The sequence below is a fragment of the Desulfovibrio sp. 7SRBS1 genome (genome assembly GCF_049723905.1).
In the GTDB taxonomy this organism is placed as follows: Bacteria; Desulfobacterota; Desulfovibrionia; order Desulfovibrionales; family Desulfovibrionaceae.
Window position 1 is genome coordinate 3,190,209 of sequence record NZ_JBJKFD010000001.1, and the last position, 19,381, is coordinate 3,209,589.

17 protein-coding genes are annotated in these 19,381 nt (G+C 58.2%); 12 read left to right on the forward strand and 5 right to left on the reverse strand.

From position 1 onward, the window contains the following. Window positions 1-215: 215 nt before the first annotated feature. From ACI0FJ_RS14305 to chrA, 8 genes are all read left to right on the forward strand, one after another. Entirely contained in the window at window positions 216-494 is a 279-nt protein-coding gene (locus ACI0FJ_RS14305) for an AtpZ/AtpI family protein (RefSeq protein WP_424304573.1), read from the forward strand. Then, the gene (locus tag ACI0FJ_RS14310; protein ID WP_424304574.1) at window positions 478-903 is read left to right on the forward strand and encodes an ATP synthase subunit I; all 426 of its coding nucleotides are present in this window, start codon (window positions 478-480) and stop codon (window positions 901-903) included. Before ACI0FJ_RS14305 ends, ACI0FJ_RS14310 begins: the two co-directional genes overlap by 17 nt. 5 nt (window positions 904-908) lie before the next feature. Continuing rightward, window positions 909-1,613: a F0F1 ATP synthase subunit A gene (gene atpB / locus ACI0FJ_RS14315; protein WP_424304575.1), complete on the forward strand. Its 705-nt coding sequence runs from the start codon at window positions 909-911 to the stop codon at window positions 1,611-1,613. 105 nt (window positions 1,614-1,718) lie between these two features. After that, the gene (locus tag ACI0FJ_RS14320; protein WP_424304576.1) at window positions 1,719-2,057 is read left to right on the forward strand and encodes an ATP synthase F0 subunit C; all 339 of its coding nucleotides are present in this window, start codon (window positions 1,719-1,721) and stop codon (window positions 2,055-2,057) included. An 84-nt stretch (window positions 2,058-2,141) separates the two neighbouring features. Further along, entirely contained in the window at window positions 2,142-2,792 is a 651-nt protein-coding gene (locus ACI0FJ_RS14325; protein ID WP_424304577.1) for a redox-sensing transcriptional repressor Rex, read from the forward strand. A gap of 244 nt (window positions 2,793-3,036) precedes the next feature. Then, window positions 3,037-3,837, forward strand: coding sequence for an SAM hydrolase/SAM-dependent halogenase family protein (locus tag ACI0FJ_RS14330; protein ID WP_424304578.1), 801 nt, complete (start codon window positions 3,037-3,039; stop codon window positions 3,835-3,837). 107 nt (window positions 3,838-3,944) lie between these two features. Further along, window positions 3,945-4,688: an adenosylcobinamide-GDP ribazoletransferase gene (gene cobS, locus ACI0FJ_RS14335; protein ID WP_424304579.1), complete on the forward strand. Its 744-nt coding sequence runs from the start codon at window positions 3,945-3,947 to the stop codon at window positions 4,686-4,688. Between the two features lie 205 nt (window positions 4,689-4,893). Continuing rightward, window positions 4,894-6,036, forward strand: a complete 1,143-nt coding sequence (gene chrA / locus ACI0FJ_RS14340; protein WP_424304580.1) for a chromate efflux transporter — start codon at window positions 4,894-4,896, stop codon at window positions 6,034-6,036. A 409-nt stretch (window positions 6,037-6,445) separates the two neighbouring features. On the opposite strand, the gene htpG is transcribed toward chrA, so the two are convergent. Continuing rightward, the gene (htpG, locus tag ACI0FJ_RS14345) at window positions 6,446-8,347 is read right to left on the reverse strand and encodes a molecular chaperone HtpG (RefSeq protein WP_424304581.1); all 1,902 of its coding nucleotides are present in this window, start codon (window positions 8,345-8,347) and stop codon (window positions 6,446-6,448) included. Window positions 8,348-8,608: 261 nt separating this feature from the next. Between htpG and ACI0FJ_RS14350 the strand changes: the two genes are divergently transcribed. After that, the gene (locus tag ACI0FJ_RS14350; RefSeq protein ID WP_424304582.1) at window positions 8,609-9,070 is read left to right on the forward strand and encodes an Lrp/AsnC family transcriptional regulator; all 462 of its coding nucleotides are present in this window, start codon (window positions 8,609-8,611) and stop codon (window positions 9,068-9,070) included. Window positions 9,071-9,085: 15 nt separating this feature from the next. Next, the gene (pruA, locus tag ACI0FJ_RS14355) at window positions 9,086-12,091 is read left to right on the forward strand and encodes an L-glutamate gamma-semialdehyde dehydrogenase (protein WP_424306579.1); all 3,006 of its coding nucleotides are present in this window, start codon (window positions 9,086-9,088) and stop codon (window positions 12,089-12,091) included. Window positions 12,092-12,364: 273 nt separating this feature from the next. On the opposite strand, the gene ACI0FJ_RS14360 is transcribed toward pruA, so the two are convergent. Further along, complete coding sequence (locus ACI0FJ_RS14360) at window positions 12,365-13,261, reverse strand: DMT family transporter (protein WP_424304583.1); 897 nt, start codon at window positions 13,259-13,261, stop codon at window positions 12,365-12,367. A gap of 323 nt (window positions 13,262-13,584) precedes the next feature. Here ACI0FJ_RS14360 and ACI0FJ_RS14365 point away from each other — a divergent pair, with 323 nt between their 5' ends. Next, window positions 13,585-13,794 (forward strand): TOBE domain-containing protein, encoded by a 210-nt coding sequence (locus tag ACI0FJ_RS14365; RefSeq protein WP_424304584.1) that lies wholly within the window; start codon window positions 13,585-13,587, stop codon window positions 13,792-13,794. A 152-nt stretch (window positions 13,795-13,946) separates the two neighbouring features. Here the strand turns inward: ACI0FJ_RS14365 and ACI0FJ_RS14370 are convergent, their stop codons facing one another. Next, window positions 13,947-16,031 carry a ribonuclease catalytic domain-containing protein gene (locus ACI0FJ_RS14370; RefSeq protein ID WP_424304585.1) on the reverse strand — a complete coding sequence of 695 codons (2,085 nt, stop codon included), beginning with the start codon at window positions 16,029-16,031 and terminating at the stop codon, window positions 13,947-13,949. 172 nt (window positions 16,032-16,203) lie between these two features. Next, entirely contained in the window at window positions 16,204-17,478 is a 1,275-nt protein-coding gene (locus tag ACI0FJ_RS14375; RefSeq protein ID WP_424304586.1) for an IMP cyclohydrolase, read from the reverse strand. 244 nt (window positions 17,479-17,722) lie between these two features. Between ACI0FJ_RS14375 and ACI0FJ_RS14380 the strand changes: the two genes are divergently transcribed. After that, a complete protein-coding gene (locus ACI0FJ_RS14380; RefSeq protein WP_424304587.1) occupies window positions 17,723-18,082 on the forward strand; it encodes a hypothetical protein in 360 nt (119 codons plus the stop codon). Here ACI0FJ_RS14380 and ACI0FJ_RS14385 read toward each other — a convergent pair. Continuing rightward, window positions 18,005-19,363, reverse strand: coding sequence for a transglycosylase SLT domain-containing protein (locus tag ACI0FJ_RS14385; RefSeq protein WP_424304588.1), 1,359 nt, complete (start codon window positions 19,361-19,363; stop codon window positions 18,005-18,007). The two genes, ACI0FJ_RS14380 and ACI0FJ_RS14385, sit on opposite strands and share 78 nt — an antisense overlap. Between the last annotated feature and the right edge of the window lie 18 nt (window positions 19,364-19,381).

The following is a 19,381-nucleotide window of genomic DNA, read 5'->3' on the forward strand; positions in this document are numbered from 1 at the left end:
TCGGACCTTCCGTGTTATTTTTCACATGAGGGCGAGGGCCGGGAATCGGCTCTGCACGGGAACGACGCGATTTAGCTCAACCTTTTTTGGTCCTGGCTCATTGACTTGGCGTACCACCCGTGATAGGGCTTGCAGCACTTGTGAACGAAATAACGTGTGCTTTTAGAGTGCGCGGGCCTTGTGAGAAGGTCGGACAAAGCCGCGGAAAGGTAGCTATGGGCTCAAACATCAAGGGGCCCGGCCCTTGGGAAATTATCGTAAACGCCGCAACCATCGGGTTGCATCTCGTTTGTGCGACGTTTATAGGTTTGGCCATTGGCTACTATTTGGAGAACTGGCTTTGTGAACACGGTTGGTGCTACAAGCCCTGGGTAATGCTTTTCTGGCTTGTATCTGGCATCGCAGCCGGGTTCAAAAACATTTATCTTGAAGTGAAGAAGATCGACAAGGCACAACGGGAAGAAGATGCTCCAGACGATGAACACAAAGATTGAGGGCTACCTCTACCGCCGCGGCTTCAAGCTGCACGAGGTTCGCCGCATTATGGGCAATCAGTTCATCTACTGTGGCGCGTCCACCCTGGTGGCAATGCTTGTCGGCCTGCTTGCCGGTTCGGTGTGGTGGGGCATTGCCTACGCCTGCGGAGCCGTGCTCATCACCTTCAACTTCTACCTGGTCGCCAAAGCCGCTCAGGAAGCCGTCTGGGTACAGGGGGGCGGGGTCTCCGCTTTGCTCTTCTGGTTCTATCTGCGCCTGGGTGCTAGCGGTATCATACTGTATGGGCTCATTGTTTGGGCATCCCTGCCCATCTCAGCCCTTCTGGCCGGATTATCCACTGTTCTCATCACAGCCCTTTATTGGGGCATCACCCGGTTTGCCGGGCAAAAAGTCAAGGAGGCGTAGGACGCATGGCTGTCATATCTGCCGTATCGGGAGGGCTGCCCCACCCGCTGCTCATTTTGCCTGAAATCGCCAAAGCGATTGGCCTGCATGTTCCGAACCACGTGTTGTTCACCTGGTTCGTCATGGCCGTCCTGATCACCCTGAGCCTGATCGTGTCCAAAAAGATCAGCATGGTTCCTGGTGGACTGCAAAACTTTTTCGAAATGATCATTGGTGGACTGGAAGATTTCGTGGTCAGCAACATCGGTGAAAGCGGACGCAAGGTCTTCCCCATCATGTGCACCATCTTCCTGTACATCTGGTTTATGAACCTCTGCGGTCTCGTGCCCGGATTCGATGCCCCCACGGCCAATATCAACACCAACGCCTCCATGGCTATCTTCGTGTTCCTGTACTACAACTACTGGGGCATCCGTACCCATGGCTTCAAGTACGTAAAACATTTCGTGGGCCCCATGCCCGCCTTGGCGCCCCTGATGGTTCCCCTGGAACTCATCAGCCACTGCGCCCGTCCGCTTTCGCTTACTCTTCGTCTCTTCGGTAACATCCGTGGTGAGGAAATCGTCCTGGTCCTGCTGTTCACGCTGGCTCCGGTCGTCTCCACACTGCCCATGTACTTCCTGTTCGGTCTTGCCAAGACCATCCAGGCCTTCATCTTCTTTATGCTGACGATGATCTACCTGAAGGGCTCCCTGGAGCACGCTCATTAGAATTGACGAAAGTATTCGCGGGTCGGTAATATCCCCGGCCCGCACCCGAAATTTGGGGGAAATGGTCGTATTGACCAATAAACAATATCTTTAAGGAGATTCACAATGCGTAAACCTCTCTTCGTTGCTATGCTGACCATGGCTTTCGTGTGCATCGCCGGCGCCGCTTTCGCTGCTGAAGGCATTGCTAGCGTTGTCGCTACCACTTCCTGGGCTGCTGCGATCGGTATGGGCATCGCTGCTGGCGCTTGCGGCATTGGTCAGGGCATGGGCCTCAAGGGCGCTTGCGAAGGTACAGCTCGCAACCCCGAAGCCGGCGGCAAGATCACCGTTACGCTGATCCTGGGCCTGGCCTTCATCGAATCCCTGTCCATTTACGCCCTCGTCGTTGCGCTGATCCTGCTCTTTGCTAACCCCCTCATCGGCAACGTCGTCGGTCACTAAAATTCCGGCTAAAAAGAGGCCGCTTTGCGGCCTCTTTTTTTCCCCTGCATTGTTACGAATTTCACAATTCAAGGGGCGCAAAAGGTGCCGAGTAAAAGCGAACATATACCCAGAGCTACTATTCAACGGCTTGCGGTTTACGTACAGGTCCTCGAAAATCTCATCCGTGACAACACGGATGTCATCTCTTCAGAGCACCTGGCCCGCATCTGTTCCGTCAATCCCTCCCAAATTCGCAAAGACCTCGCCTATTTTGGCGAGTTTGGCGTTCGTGGAGTAGGCTACTACGTCCAAGACCTCAATTCTTCCATCAAAAAAGCATTGGGTGTCGACCGCACATGGAATTGTGCGCTGGTGGGCGTGGGCAACCTGGGCCGGGCGCTGCTCCGGCACAAGGTTTTCAAACAACGCGGCTTCAACATCGTTGGAGCGTTCGATTGCGATCCTTTCAAGATCGGCGAAGTCATTTCCGGGCTGGAAGTCATCTGCTCGCGCAGGTTGAGCGAAAAGGTCGAGGAAATGAACATCGAGGTAGGCATAATAACAACGCCGCCCGAACGCGCACAGCGTGCTGCAAACTATCTTATAGACGCCCAGGTCAAAGGCATTATCTGTTTTGCGCCAACGCGGATTACAGTGCCGGAATCTTTACACGTGGAGTATGTCGACTTCTTCCATCACTTCTATAATGTTGCTTTCAACATTACCCTGAGCGACAACCTGAGCAACAGCTGACCTCCTCCTCATCGTGCAGCACGGACCGAACGCCGGGAACAGCATCCGGAGTTCGGATTTTGGCGTTGTGCGATTCTTTGGTCATTAAGCCTTCTCGTTCTTGCGATACAGCGACCGTGCTGGTAAATAGAAAGGATCATTTGTCGATGGTTTTTGTGGTCGTCCGTGGTAACCGCCCGACGACCCAGAACTCCATTCGTTTACTCTTACGGCCTCTTTTGCACGGAGCATGCGGGCATTTGCCATGAAACCGATAATAGCTTTGCTTACCGACTTTGGCCTGGCCGATATATTTGTCGGACAAATGAAAGCCGTGCTGACTGCCAGCCTTCCGGATGTGCAGATTATCGACATCAGCCACGACGTCATCCCCTTCAACATCGTACAGGCCGGCTTCTTCCTTACGGCAAGCAGCCGGTACTTTCCCAGGGGAACGGTCTTTCTGGCGGTCGTCGATCCCGGAGTCGGTACTTCGCGGCGCATAATGCTGGTTCAGGACCGTGGCCGAAGCTACATTGCTCCGGATAACGGCCTGCTTGGCACGCTCATGGCCCGTGCGGAAGATCCTGTTGTCTACGACGTGCCCCAGACCCTCAATGGGAAACCCATTGGCGGAACATTCCATGGCCGGGACCTTTTTTGTCCCCTGGCAGTGCGTCTGCTCAAAGGCGACAGCCCGGAAAGCTTGGGCAAACTTACTCGTGCCGCGACCCTGATCAAAGCCGATTGGGCCAAGCCCAGGTTTTCCGACAACTCGCTCATTACCCACGTCCTGCACGTAGACCGCTTCGGCAACTGCGTCCTTAGCGTGGAATCATCGGAAGCCAGCGACTATTTTGCCAGCTGGCCCATTGCCATGCTCGCCCATCCGCGCCAGGAGCCGGTTATGTATGCCAGCTGCTACGGCGACCTGGGGCCGAAGCACATCGGTGTCATACCCAACAGCCAGGGCTTTTTGGAGCTGGCCGTCAATCGCGGTTCGTGCGCCAAAAGGCTGGGCCTGCGCATCGGCGACATGGTTCGGTTCAACGGCAGCAAGATGTAGCTTCTGCTCCGGCCGTTGTGTACGGGCCGAACATGGTCGTTGGGGCAGCTCGGCGGCCCCTGTTGTGTGCCGGAGTCTGCCTCCTTTAACCCCGTGTATACGAGCCAATGAAACTCAAATCCGCCTTTTCCGATTTTCTCACGGCCATGACATTTATGACCCGTCTTGTGCCCTGGCAGTACGGGACGTCCTCCCTGCCGCGCACGCTTCCCTATTTCCCCCTGGTCGGTGTGATCATCGGGGCGATCTGCGTGCTCCCCCAATATTGGGGGCTCTTTTCCAACCACCCCATGGTGCAGGGCTGGCTTTACGTCTGCCTCGGCATCTACATCACCCGCGGGTTGCATGCCGACGGGCTGGCCGACGTGGCCGACGGCTGGGGCTCCAATGCCACCGGCCCCCGCTTCTGGGAAATCGTCAAGGACAGCCGCATCGGCGCCTTTGGTGTGCTGGCCCTTGTTCTTGGCTTGGGCGGGCAGGCACTGCTGGCCGGAGCAGTCTTTTCCGACCACGCCTTTGGCACAGCCTTTTTTTCCCTGCTGCTGGGGCGTCAGGCCGGTATCTTCATGTGCCGGGCAGGGCGTTCCATAACGCGCAAACAAGGTATGGGCCGCGATTTCCTCCGTGCCGCAACCAACCCCGTCGTCGCCCTCACCAGCATCGTCACGCTCGTCATCGGCCTTTTCTGCATGCCCTTCGGGGCGCTGGTCATTGCAACCCTGCTCACGCTGGTCGGTGTGCGTGTGCTCTACTCGTTGGGCAATCGGCAGGGTGGGGTGAATGGCGATTTCATCGGCGCGTCCATCGTCTGGGGTGAGTTGTCGGCCTTGCTTGGATATTTGATTTTTTAATGCGTCGGGGCGCTGCCCCGGCACCCCGCCCTTCGGGGACCAGAGGCGCCGCCTCTGGACTCCGCCAGGGCCATGATGGCCCTGGACCCACGCTTTGTTGTCGTAGAATCATACACAGGCGAACACAGTTCGCCTGTGTATGATTCTACGACAAACGGAGGCCGGTTAAGAGAAAGATTGGCCATTTGATATATATAGGAGCTGTATGCGCGTTTCGCCCGCAACCATATTTTGGAGTTTTCTCCGGCTCGGAGCCACCGCCTTTGGCGGTCCGGCCATGATTCCCTATATCCGGGAAATGGCCGTTGTCCGCAACAAATGGATGAGCAGCCCGCAGTTCGATCTGGGCATGGCGCTCTCCCAGGCCATCCCCGGAGCCACCGCCATGCAGGCTGCCGCCTTTACCGGACTGCGGGCCGGAGGCGTCAGCGGTGCCCTGGCCGCTTACATCGGCTTCGGACTTCCCGCTTTTGCGCTCATACTTGTGCTCTCCGTCCTTTATGCCGCCTATCATGAAACAGGGTTCATCCTGGCCGCAATGAGTGGCTTACAGGTCATTGTCGTGGCTCTGGTGGGCAACGCGTCTGTCGATTTTGCCAACAAAAATCTGCACACACGCCTGGACAAAATCCTCGCCCTTGCCGCAGGTGTCATTTTCGGCTGCAAAGCCAGCCCCATCCTTGCCATTGCCGGAGTCTGCGTGGCCGGAATCTTCCTCTACCGCGACGCCCCCTACGATCTCGACAACGAACCGCGTGAAAACATAGCCTTCAAGCCCATTCTGACGCTCGGCCTCTGCATCGCCCTTTTGTTTCTGCTGGTCTGGCTCATCGCCCCCCACCTCTTCGTCCTGGGCGCTACCATGTTCAAGGTCGATCTCTTCGCCTTTGGCGGCGGTTATGTGGCATTGCCCATCATGCTGCACGAAGTCGTCGGAGCACACGCCTGGATGAGCCAGTCCGTGTTCATGGACGGCATTGCCCTCGGACAGGTTACCCCCGGCCCCATTGTCATGACCGCCGGATTCGTCGGCTACCTCACCCAAGGACTCATAGGGGCTGTCTGGGCAACCATCTGCGTGTTCGTGCCGTCGTTTTTTCTCGTCTGCGGCCTCACGCCAATAGCACAGCATTTGTTGACCAACGCCTATTTCCGGCGCGCAGTCCGTGCCTCCCTGGCGTCGCTCGTTGGGCTCATGGCCGCAGTCACCGGAAGTTTTATGCTCTCCGCTCACTGGAGTTTTGCAGCCGTGTTGATTGCGCTGGCAGCCTTCATCGCCCTGCGCCGCAAGGTCGATATTCTCTGGGTGGTGCTTTGCGGTGCAGCCGTTTCTATGTTGGTTCTGTAAAGGGGGAGGTTTGTCAGGGCGCTGCCCCGACACCCCGCCCTTTGGGGACCAGAGGCGCTGCCTCTGGACTCCGCCAGGGCCATGATGGCCCTGGACCCACATTACGCGTTGTAAATTTGCGGCCCGGAACAAGCTGTGCTTGTTCCGGGCCGCAAATTTACAACGCGGATGGCCGATCCAAACCGCAAAAAAGCGGTTTGGATGGTGAAGAAAAAAAGCTCTTTCCTAAAAATAAAAGTCCAAACAGGCTGGCCTTTTTCCCTTTTCTTCACACCGCCATATGGCAAGGGGTGTTCAGAAAGGGGTGGGAGCAAGGCGAGAGAAAAATTCAATCTCGACGCGTATTTCCTGATACGCGAGGGGGTGAATTTTTTGATTCAACGCCGCTAACGCCCCTTTATGGGCACCCCTACCGTCCCTTATACCAGCTGCTGGACCTAGTTAAGTGGTCCTGTATACGGCTCACCAGCCCATGTGGGTCGGTCAGATAGCCTTCCTGGAGCAGTGCGGCTTCGTAGAGCTGTTCCGAGGCCAGGTTGATGTAATCGTCCTGGCTGTCCTTCTGGTAGATTTCCAGCAGGTTGCGGATAAGTGGGCTGTCCGGGTTCACTTCCATGGCCTTTGGCGGGATGGATTCGTCCTTGGACATCATGCGCATGATCTTCTGCATGCCCGAGGTCATGTGGCTGTCCGGGCTCACCAGGCAGACCGGGGAATCCTTCAGCCGTTTGGACACGCGCACTTCGGTGACGCGCTCGCCCAGGATTTCCTTGATGCGTTCAAGCAGCCCGGTGAAGGTTTTTTCCTGTTCCTCGGTCATGGCTTCGGGCTTGGTGGAATCGTCGTCGCTCTTGTTCTCGTCGGGCAGTTCGTCCAGCCAGGCAAGGTCGGCCAGTTCCACGGAGACCATGCGGTGCTCCTTGTATACGGCCAGGCTGTCCATGACGAACTCGTCGATGGGTTCGTACAGGAAGAGCACTTCCACGCCCTTTTTGCGGAAGATTTCCAGATGCGGGTTGGTCTGGGCTGCGTCGCGGCTGGACAGGGTCACGTAGTAGATATCCTTTTGTCCTTCCTTGAAGCGTTCCACATAGGACGCCAGGGAGGTCAGCTCGGGCATGGCCGGGGTTTCAAAGCGCAGCAGCTCGGCAAAGTCTTCGCGGTGGGCAAAGTCGGAGTAGCCCAGCTTGAAGATTTTGCCGTGTTCCTTCCAGAACTCCGCGTATTTTTCCGGCTCGTTTTCAGCCTTTTTCTTGAGGTGCGAGAGCACGTGCTTGACCACGCTCTGCGAAATTTTACGCAGCAGTACGTTTTCCTGCAGGGTCTCGCGCGAAATGTTCAGGGGCAGGTCTTCCGAGTCCACCACGCCGCGCAGGAAACCGAGGTACTCTGGCAGAATATCCTTGTTCTCGTGCTGGATGAGCACCCGGCGCACGTACAGGTCCAGACCGTGCTGCCCCTGGTAGCCGCCCAACAGGTCCATGCTTTTGGAAGGCACAAAGAGCAGGGCGTTGAACTGAATGGGAGCGTCCGCCGAAGTGTGGATGACGTCGGCCGGGCCTTCGCTGTCAAAGGTCAGGAACTTGTAGAACTCGTCGTACTGTTCTTGTTTGATGGAGAATTTGGGCTCGCGCCACAGGGCTTCGACCGTGTTGACGCGGTCCTCGCCCACAAAGATGGGATGCGAGATGAAGTTGGAGTGGCGTTCGATGATGCGCTTCAGGCGGTCCGGGTCGGCGTATTCCTTGGCGTCGTCCTTCAGGTGCACCTCAATGGTGGTGCCGCGCGGAGCGTCTTCTGCGCCGGGCGTAATGGTGAAGGTGCCTTCACCATTGGATTTCCATACCCAGGACTCGTCCGGGGCTGTTGCGGAGCGGGTGGTGACGATGACTTCGTCGGCCACCATGAACACGGAGTAAAAGCCGACGCCGAACTGGCCGATGACGGAATCCAGCTGGCTCTTGTCCTTGGCTTCCTGGGCCTGACGCACAAAGTCGGCCGTGCCGGAGTGGGCGATGGTGCCGATGTTCTCCACCAGCTCGTCGCGGGTCATGCCGATGCCGGTATCCGTAACAGTAAGGATGTTGGCGTCCTTGTCCGTGGACACATGGATATCCAGTTCCGTGTCCGGAGAGAGGACTTCCTCTCCTGCCAGCTGGCGGAAGCGGATTTTGTCCAGCGCGTCCGACGCGTTGGAGACAAGCTCGCGCAGAAAAATCTCTTTGTTGGAATAAAGCGAATGGACCAGTATTTCCAGAAGCTGACGAATCTCAGCCTTGAACTTGAAGTTTCCAGCACCCTTTGCTGCCATGGGTGTACCTCCTGTGAAAATCTTTGGGATGAAAAGCTCTCGGGCGGCTTCCGAGCAGACGATTCCGTACAACAATTTACTGACAATAAACACTTCAGGCGGTCTGGCAAGGGGGAAAGGCGTAACCTTGGCATGTGGCCGGGGCGGGGTTGCTCCTTGAACGATTTTGCTGAATTGCGGTTTACCCCGGCTCAAAACGAACGATCATATTGACAATAAAACAAATTGAGAACTATATTCGGTAAAAAGGTGATAAAGCGTATGATCGACGAGATAGACACAAAAATTTTGAACATTCTTCACGAGAATGCCCGTATCAGTAATGCGGAGATTGCCCGCCGTGTAGCCATGGCCCCATCGGCCGTTTTGGAGCGCATCCGCAAAATGGAGCGCAAAGGCGTCATCCTGGGGTACGACGTGCGCGTCGATCCCAGAGCTGTGGGCCTTACCCTGACGGCCTTTACCAAGGTTCACACGCGCGACGCGGTTGGCAGTTTGGAGGCCGGACGTGCCATGGCTTCCATTCCCGGCGTGGTCGAGGTGCATTACACGGCGGGAGACGCGGCGTTTTTGGTCAAATCCCGGGTGGCGGACACTGCCGCTTTGTCCGAGCTGCTGCGGCAGATAGGGCAGGTGGCCTCGGTGCACGACACCAATTCGACCATTGTTCTCAAATCCATAAAAGAATCGGCTGCCTATTCCGTGGGGTTGGCAAACGAGTAAAAGGAGGGTGTGGTGATGGATCAACAGCAGTTGGATGGCAAGATCATAAGTCGCGGCAAGGAATTTTTCGAGTCCATCAAGGGTGAGGCCCCTTCTATCTTCAACAAGGGCTTCTGGACCGGCAAGGTCATGGACTGGGCCATGAAGAACGAGGATTTCAAAATCCAGCTGTTCCGCTTTGTGGACGTGCTGCCCTACCTGAACACTTCGGATTCGTTGCAACGGCACATTGAGGAATATTTTACAGGCGAGGGAAGCGACGAAATTCCCTCGGTCCTCAAATGGGGCGCGGAAAAATCCGGCCTGTTCGGCGGCATTGCCGCCAAGGCCATGGGCAAGGTCATCCGCTCCAACATCGAAAACATGGCCAAGCAGTTCATCATTGGCCAGAACTCCAAGGAAGCGCTCAAAACCCTCAAGAAGCTCCGCAAGGACGGCTTCGCCTTTACCGTGGACTTTCTGGGTGAATTCACGGTGAGCGAGGAAGAAGCCGACGCCTATCTGGAAGGTTATCTGGAGCTGCTGGACGCCATTGCCAAGGACCAGGGCAAGTGGAGCGCACTGGGCGATCCCGGCGATCAGGACTGGGGATACGCCCCCAAGGTGAACGTGTCGGTCAAGCCGTCCGCGTTCTATTCCCAGGCCAAGCCCGTGGATCAGGAAGGCTCCATCGAGTCCATTCTCAACCGCTTCCGCATCATCTACCGCAAGATCATTGCCATGGGCGGCTTCATGTGCATCGACATGGAAGCCCTCAAGTACAAGGAAATGACCATCGAGCTGTTCAAGCGGCTCCGCTCCGAGCCGGAATTCCGCGACTACCCGCATTTGTCCATCGTATTGCAGGCCTACCTGCGCGATACGGACAATGATCTGGACGACCTTATCGCCTGGTCCAGGGCCGAGAATCTTCCCATCGGCATCCGGCTGGTCAAGGGCGCGTACTGGGACCAGGAAACCGTCATGGCCAAGCAGAACGGCTGGCCTGTTCCGGTCTGGACCCACAAGGCCGAGTCGGACATGGCCCACGAGCGCAACGCCCGCAAGATTCTGGAAAACTCCGATCTGATCTATTTTCAATGCGCTTCGCACAACATCCGCTCCATCTCGTATGTCATGGAAGCGGCCAAGGAACTGAACGTCCCGGATGATCGCTACGAGTTCCAGGTGCTTTACGGCATGGCCGAACCCGTGCGCAAAGGGCTGAAAAACGTGGCCGGACGCGTGCGCCTGTACTGCCCCTACGGCGAACTGTTGCCGGGCATGGGCTATCTGGTGCGCCGCCTGCTGGAAAACACGGCCAACGAATCCTTCCTGCGCCAGAGCTTTGCCGACGATCTGGATGTGGAACTGCTGATGGAGAACCCGGAAAAGACGCTGCTGCGCGAACTGGAAGCCAAGCCCAAGGTGGAGGAGGCCGAACCGCAAAGCGGCCTGCCTCCGTTCCGCAACGAAGCCATGCTGGACTTCACCATCCCGGCCTACCGGGAAGCCTTTCCCAAGGCCATTGCCGAGCTGCGCAAGACCTGCGGCACCAACTATCCGCTGTTCATCAACGGTCGCGACGTAACCACGAATGATACCATTCCCACCACCAACCCGGCCAAGCCCGACGAGGTTATCGGCAATATCTGCCAGGCCGGAACAGGTGAGATAGAAGACGCCATTTCCGCTGCGGAAAAGGCCTTCACCTCCTGGCGCGACCTGTCCGCTGAGGAACGGGCCGACTACATGCTCAAGGCCGCGGCGGTGGCCCGCAAGCGCGCCTTCGAGCTGTCCGTCGTTCAGGTCCTGGAAGTGGGCAAGCAGTGGGACCAGGCCTATCACGACGTGACCGAAGGCATCGACTTTATGGAATACTATGCGCGCGAGGCCGTCAGGCTCTCCAAGCCCCGGCGCATGGGCAACGCCCCTGGCGAACACAACCATCTGTTCTACCAGCCCAAGGGCATTGCCGCGGTCATCTCCCCCTGGAACTTCCCCTTTGCCATTGCCGTGGGCATGTGCTCGGCAGCCATGGTCACGGGCAACACCGTCATCTTCAAGCCCGCAAGTCTGGCTTCGGTTGTCGGTTACGGACTGGTTGAAATCTTCCGCGAAGCCGGACTGCCCGAAGGCGTATTCAACTACTGCCCCGGCCGCAGCTCCGTAATGGGCGATTATCTGGTGGAACATCCGAAAATCAGCCTCATTGCCTTTACCGGTTCCATGGAAGTGGGGCTGCACATTCAGGAGACCGCTGCCAAGGTTCGTCCCGGACAGATTCAGTGCAAGAAGGTCATTGCGGAAATGGGCGGCAAGAACGCCATAATTGTGGACGACGATGCCGATCTGGACGAGGCCGTCATCCATATTCTCTACTCGGCCTTTGGTTTCCAGGGTCAGAAGTGCTCGGCCTGCTCGCGCGTCATCGTGGTGGAGCCCATTTACGAGAAGTTCGTCAACCGCCTTGTGGAAGCGTCCAAGTCCATCAAGATAGGGCCTTCCGAAGACCCGTCCAACTACATGGGTCCGGTGGTGCACGAATCTCAGGCCCATGCCATCAAGGAATATATCGAGATCGCCCGTCAGGAAGGCAACATCCTGGTGGAACGCGAAGTTCCCTCGGGTGGCGCGTACGTGCCCCTCACCATTGTGGAGAACATCAAGCCCGAGCACCGTATTGCCCAGGAGGAAATCTTCGGCCCGGTGCTGGCGGTTATGAAGGCCAAGACCTTTGACGAGGCAATCGACATAGCCAACTCCACGCGTTTTGCCCTTACCGGCGGCGTGTTCTCGCGCAGTCCCAAGCATCTGGAACAGGCCCGCCGCGACTTCCGCGTGGGCAATCTGTACCTGAACCGTAACAACACCGGTGCCCTGGTCTGGCGCCAGCCCTTTGGCGGATTCAATATGTCCGGCGTGGGCTCCAAGACCGGCGGGCCCGACTACCTGCTGCAATTCCTCGATCCGCGCTGCGTAACGGAAAACACCATGCGCCGCGGCTTTACGCCCATCGAAGACGACGACGAATGGGTGTAGATTAGGAAGAGTGAGGGATGGGGGGCGCTGCCCCCCAAGCCCCCTGCCAGGGGCATGATGCCCCTGGACCTGCACTACCGGAACACAAAATCCCCCCTCAGCCATGGCTGAGGGGGGATTTTGTGTTCCGGTAAAGGGCTTATAAAACAGGTAGGCTGTTGGAAAAGGTTGGAGAGCAAGGTGTTGGGAAAATTCAAGGCCGACGCGTATTTTTCGATACGCGAGGATTTGAATTTTTTGAGGCAAGGCAGCTATCAGGCCTTTTCCGGCAGCCTACCCCTGTTTGGCATGGCCTAGGAGGTAGGTGGATGCGACAATGACCACGGAGCCGGCAATGGTCAGCATATCTGGAATTTCGTTGAAGAACATGAGGCCGAATATGGCTGCGAAGACTATTTCCAGGTAGCCCACGGCGCTGATAGTGGCGGCTTTGCCCAGGGCGTAGCCTTTGGTCATGTAGTATTGCCCGGCGTTCATGAAGATTGCGGACAGGAGCAGGGGAATTGCCCCTTGCAGGCTGGGGACAATCCAGTTTGCTCCGTCTGCCAGTGGTGCGACCACCAGGACGACGAGCAGGGGGTAGAGCATGATGGTGCCCGGGTGTTCGGTTTTGGCAAGCTGGCGCACGGCCAGGATGGCCAGGGAGCTGCACACCACGGCAGCAAAGGCCATGACAACGCCCAGGTGGTTCAGGTGGTGTGTGTCGGGGAAGAGAAAGCCGGGCTTGGTGACCAGGGTAACGCCGATCAGGCTTGCCAGAATGCACAGCCAGGCCGAGGGCGGCAGTTTTTCCTTGAGCACGAACGAGGCGAGCACCGCCACAAGGACGGGGTGCAGGAATATGATGACCGTGGCGTCGGCAAGGGGCAGCAGCACAAATGCGCTGATCATGCAGAAGAAGGAACAGGCCCCGAACACACCGCGCACGATGAGCAGGGGCTTTTGTTTGCCAAGGTGGTGGACCCCGGCTTTGCGGCGGAGGAAGAGGCAGAAGAAGAGGCCGATGACCCCTCTGGCAAAGACGATTTCTGAAAATGGGACGTATCCGCCGGTCATTTTGATGGCGGCCGCACCAATGCTGAAGAATATGGTGCCGAGAAGCATGAGGCGGACTCCGGGATGGATTCCCAGAAAGCTTTGAGGCTGCACGGCGTTGGTTTCGAGTTTCATTACAAATGCTTCTTGGTTGAAATCTATGTACAAAAAAACAAGGGATGAGCCGGTGGTTGCCGGGCTGTGCCCTGGTGGGAAGTGTCGAAAACGGAAGGCTTGATGCTGGCGTCTGACGCGAACCGGTAGGCCATGTGGCGACGACTTCGCCTTAGCGTTATTGGTATGCAGCTGTCAAAAACAATCGCTTGTTCGGAGTGATCGTAGATGGTTTTTTATGGCTTTTGGCATGAGAATATGAAAAGTTAGTTGTAGAATCGTCAAACCTATGCAGGACATCGTGTGTAGTTTTCAATCAACCCCCATCCTTTGGAGAAAAAGCTATGGAAGTCAGTGCAAGAAACCTTATTCCCGGTACAATCAAAAAAATCGTGATCGGTATGGTGAATGCGGAAGTGGTCATTGAAGCCGCTCCCGGTGTGGAAATCGTTTCCGTCATCACCAAGGATTCCGTGGAACGCATGGGCCTCAAGGAAGGCTCCAAGGTCAAGGCCATGGTCAAGGCCACCAGCGTCATGGTTGTAACGGACTAAGACCGCAGGTTTTCCGGAAACGATGCGGCCTGCGGGTCGCGTTGTTTCCGGAACCGAACGCGCCTGAACGCCCAAGGGCCCGAAGAAGCAAGCCTGGCTTGTCACTTCGGGCCCTTCTGCGTTTGGAATTGGGCCTGGAAAAAGCGGGGAGGCTAGGCTTCCAGCACCTCTGCCACGTGGATTTCGTTCATCAGGGGATCAACCTTGCCGAAGCTGATCATGAACAGCATGCCGGGGTGGCATTTTTCTCCGGCCAGTTTTTTGTCCGCGCGCACGAAAATCTGCAGCTCGGGAACGGCCAGGGTAATGAAGTTTCCGTTGTCGTCCACGGCCACTGCCTCGCGCAGGCTTTTGCGATTCTGGCGGCAGAATTCCAGTTTCCAGTAGCGCGGGCGGAAGCGTTGCACCTGCCCGGCTGCTTCCAGGCGTGCCACCAGCCGGGGCCGCATGGTTTCCAGCTCTTCCTTGCTCCAGCGGGGCGTGCCGTGGGCCAGCCAATGGCCTATCTGGGCGCAGTTGACCAGGTCGGGATAGCGGCGCAGGGGCGAGGTGGACGGCGCATAGGCCTGCAGGCCCAGCCCTCTGTGCGGGCGGGGCTCCACTTCCAGCAGCGAGGGGCCGAACTGCTTGACGATGGCAAAGATGTCGTGCGGCTCGGTCCACAGGCCTGCGTATTCCTTGGGCAGGGTGAAATCCTGGGTGCGGTGGTACAGCCCTATTTCCCGTTCAGCAGCCCAGTTTGCCACGGCCTCGTTGGCCAGAATCATCATCTCGCTGACCAGTACCTGGGCCTTGGGCGTGGCAGGCTTCATCACCACTTCCACGCGGGTGTTGGCGCCTTCTTCGTGCAGAACCACTTCCGGGTCGGGCCGGTCGATGACAATGGCCCCGTGCTGTATGCGGACCTGGCGCAACAATTCGCCCAGCTCGGCGGCGCGGGCCACCATGGGCCCCCAGTCCGGGGTGCTTTCGCCTTCTATGGCCTCTTCGGCCAGATCATAGGTAATGTTATGGGCCAGGCGCACGGTCTGCATGCGGATATCGCAGTCCAGCAGGTGCCCGGTTGCATCCAGATGAAAATCCATGACCATGGAGGGGCGTACCTTGCCTTCCAGCAGGCTGTAGACCCCGGTGCCCATTTCTTCGGGCATCATGTGCAGGGAGCCTTCGGGCAGGTAGATGCTGGTACTGCGGTCGAACACGGCCTTGTCCAGGGGGCCGCCGAAGTTCCAGGCAAAGGCCGGGTTGGCCAGAGCCAGGCGCAGGCGGAAGCCGCCGTCCGGGTGGTCTTCCAGATGAAAGGCGTCGTCGATGTCGCGGGTGCTGGCCGAGTCGATGCTCAGGAAGCCTTCGGCCTCGGGCGTGTCCAGGGCCTCCACGCGTTGCATCTGGGCGGCTATTTCATCGGCGTAGGCCGTGCTCCAGTCGTTGCCCCGTTCGTAATCGGCCTGGTCCAGGTGGAAATTGTAGTGGTTGGGTACAATGCCCCATTTTTGGGCCAGGAGCAGAGGCAGATGGGGCGAGTCGGGAAAGCCTTTGCGCAGGTCGCGCCATATCGGGCCGTAATCGGCGTCCTCGGGGTCGGCCATGAGTGCCATGAGCAGTTCCCGCAGCTTGTCCGCGGTTTCTTTTTCCGGCTCGGCAGGCGATTTGCCGTCCCATACGGCGCGCAAAAAATCGCGGCCCGAGGAAACGAGTTTTTGCCGGATGCGTTCCCGTTCCATTTCCGTCTGTTTGCGCTCCACGGCTTCGGGGTCGAGGATGGTGAATTCCGGGGGCTGGAACTTGTAGTGGGATTTTCCTGCCAGCAGGGCGCGGCCCATGGCGGCAATCTGATCCGCGTCCGGCTCCTGGAAGATCATTTCCGCGAACCACGGGGCGGGGGCCGAGGGGACTTCACCCTGGGCCATTTCCCACAGTTCGGCCACGTCCAGGGACGCCTCGATGGTCTGGCGTTTTTCCTGGCGGCTGTTCAGTTCGGCTTCTATGTCGTTTTTGGACACGTCCGGGGAAAGGGCCGGGCCGGACCAGGGAAGCAGCCGGCTGGCAGGCAGTTTGGTTTCCCGTTTGTTCAGGGTGTAGAGCCTGAGTTTGCCGGATTGTTCTTCCAGCACCCAGGCCAGCATGGGGGCGTTGCCCTGCATGAATTCCACCACGCAGCCGGGGCCGGGGTGTTGAATAATCGAAGTGGCGCTCATTTTTCCGCCGATGGTCGCAAGGTGAAGCGTAATAAACATGTCGGCCCGGCTCCCGAAAAGGAACCGGGACCGTCATGTACGCAAGTATTCTTCGGAGGCGGATACCCTCTACAGAGGTCCGCGATGTGTGGATGGTCCGGGTGTGCGGGGCGGCTTTGTCCGGCAGGTGGGTACGTGCCGGGCGGCGGTATCCCGCGCTTTGGGCGTACTCCTAGTGCTTGAAGGAGCGCTGTCCCGTAAAGACCATGGCCACCTGGGGGCTGGCTTCGTTGACCGCGCCGATAACCTCGGTGTCGCGGATGGAGCCGCCCGGCTGGGCAATGGCGGTTACGCCCTGCTCCACAGCCAGGTCCACGCCGTCGCGGAAGGGGAAGAAGCCGTCGGATACCAGTACGGTTCCGGCCAGTCCGCCCTTGGCTTCGGCAGTGCGTTTTTCAATGTCGGCCAGGGCCTTGGCGGCAGACTCGTCGGTCTGGGCCTTCAGCTGAAGTTCGTACACGGAGCAGCCCTGTTCCTTGAAGCACAGGCCGTCGGCGTACTTGGTGTAGGCCTTGCCAATGGTGATCTGCACGCAGCCCACCCGGTCCTGTTCGCCGGTTCCGATGGCGACGGTGGCGCCGTCGCGCACAAAGATGACCGAGTTGGAGGTGACACCGGCTTCCACGGCCCAGGCAAAGAGCAGGTCGTCCGCTTCCTTGGGATTGGGGCCGCGGGCGGTAACGCTCACGCCGTCTTTTTCCGCCTGCGCGGGCAGAAAATCGTCCGCGCTCAGGATGCGGTTGCGGAAGGAGAACTGCAGAATCTGTCCGCCGTCGATGAGGGACTTGAACTCCAGGAACGGCTCTCCGGCCAGATCGGCCAGATTGTTGATGCCGGGAATCTGGAGAATGCGCAGATTCTTCTTGGACTTGAGAATATCCAGGGCAGCGGGCTCGAAATCCGGGGCCGCCACCACTTCGAAATATGCGGTGTTGATCTGTTCCGCCGTGGAAACGTCCAGGGTGCGGTTGACCACGATGGTTCCGCCAAAGGCGGCGATGCGGTCCGAGGCGAAGGCCTTGGTAAAGGCGTCGCACAGGCTTTCCGCAGACCAGGCCGCGCCCGAGGGGTTGTTGTGCTTCAGGATTATGGCGGCGGGTTTGGCGCCGAGGTACTGCAGCATGTTCAGCCCGTTGTCCACGTCGGTCAGGTTGATCTTGCCGGGGTGCTTGCCCGCCTGGAGCATATGCTCTTCGGTCAGGCTGGAAACCAGACCCTTGCCGGGGCCGCGAAAGGCCACGCCGTCCAGTTCCAGGCCGCCTTCGCGCAGCTCGTACAGGGCTGCGGGCTGGTCGGGGTTTTCCCCGTAGCGCAAACCTTTTTCCGCACCGTCCAGTGTCCAGGTGCGTTTGGCAAACACCAGTTTGGTGGCGCCAAGGGTTATGGTCATTTCCTGGGGAAAGGAATCCTGCTGTATGGTCTTGTACATTGCTTTCAGATCGCTCATGGGAAGCCTCCTGTCTGTACGGACGTCTTTTGTGGGAAACGTGCTTTTTCCTGACAGTCCGCGGGATACGCTCGCTTAAAAAGGCTGAGTATCACAGCCGCCCCGCAGCGGCAAATAGATCGGTGGGGGCCGGAAGTCCGGGAAAACAAGGCCATTATCAGCATGTCCACCGGTGCTCAGGTGCGATTACCATTTGGCTCGCCATATGAATTCTGATAACAACCCGCATGCAAGGAGGGCGGATTTGGAACGAGTTCTGTTAAAGATAGCAAAGCAAATCAATGCATTGGATGAAGCTTCCCTGATGGCGCTGTGGGAAAAGTATGCCGCGCAAGTGGCCCGCTTTGAACCGAGCAAGCGTTGGGAAGAGGCTGTGCTTGTGCTCAGCATCGTCCAGGGAATGCATTACAAGAATCAGCTTTTCAACCACCACTGGGCGCAGTCGCAGAAGCCTGACGGCGGGAATGATCAGCCGGAAACGGTTTCGGGCAGCGCTTCTTCTCCCAAGCCTTCGGATTCTTCGGAATCAGTCGGGCCATCCGGCCGGGACGCCGCCAGCAAGGGCGGCAAGGTCCTCAAATTCATCCGGCGCAAGGACGGATAATCCCTTCAGCACATAATAGAAGTAGCGGATGTTGCGCACGTAGTGTGCGGCTTCGTAGCCGCGTGCGTAGCCGTGTCTGGCCTTGCTGTAGTAGCGTTTCCAGGAAAGCTGCTTAAAGGCCTTGCGGATGTTGCGCCAGCGTCTGTGGTCCAGCTTTTCGCGTTTTGCCAGCCGAATGGCGTCGCGTGTGTGCCCCATGCCCTGGTTGTAGGCTCCCAGGGCCGCGAACCAGCGGTCCCAGACCGGCAGGTCGAAGCCGTCCAGCTGGTCGTAGAGGTCGCGCAGGTAGCCTGCCCCGCCAAAGATGCTCTGGATGGGGTCCAGCCGGTTCTCGATGCCCAGGTGGTCCGCGGTGATGGAGCTTATCTGCATGAGCCCGCGCACCCCGGTCTTGCTGCGTGCAAACGGGTCGAAGCGCGACTCCTGGTAGATGACCGCGGTCAGAAAAAGAGGGTCCAGCCGGTTTTCCCGGGCCGCCTTGAGTATGGCGGTGGAGTACTGGGGCAGATGGTTCTGCAACGCTTCCTGCAGCTGGTACAGCTCGTAGTAATCCGTGCGCGAGGGCAGAAAACCGAAGTAAAGCGCTCCCAGTTCCGCACTCAGCTTGCGGCCCTGGTCCATCCAGAAGGCTTCCAGGATGAGGGGGAGCTTTTCCCGTTTGTTCGTGCGCCAGTACCAGCGGCGGAAGATCTTGTCTTCCAGCCGTTTGGTCATGCGTACGGAGGTGTAGAACGGCTGCCACAGGGAAAAAAGCCGTTCGTCCGCCATGCCGAAGCGGGTATCCTGACTTTCCACATGGTCCAGAAATTTTGTCATCTTGAGGCTGTGGGACACGGTCATGTTCTTGCCGCAGGAGGCATCGTCGGCAACTTCCCGCAGAAGTTCGGGAAGCTTCTGAATATTTTGCACCAGCACCCGGCGCGAACAGAGATTGGTGAGGTCGTTGAGCCCGTATTTATTTTTGGGGTGCACCACGACCGGGCTGGAGGCCGCATAGGTGGGGCTGGCTGCCAGATCCTCTATGCGGTCCGCCCCGCTGGGTGGGGTGAGCCCGGGGCCGATGAGGATGTCGGCCTTTCCGCGCCGCAGCAGATTCCAGCCCTGTGTCCATGATTTGATGGGCACCCAGATGATTTTCAGCCCGTAGTTGCGGGCCAGGCTCCGGGTCAGTTCCAGTTCGAACCCCGGCCCATACGGCGAAAGACTGCTGCGCACGGCCTCGGTGGAAGGCGTGGCAATGCGGATGGTACGCGCTTCTTCTGCGCGGTGTACACGCTCCACATGCAGCACCAGAAAAAC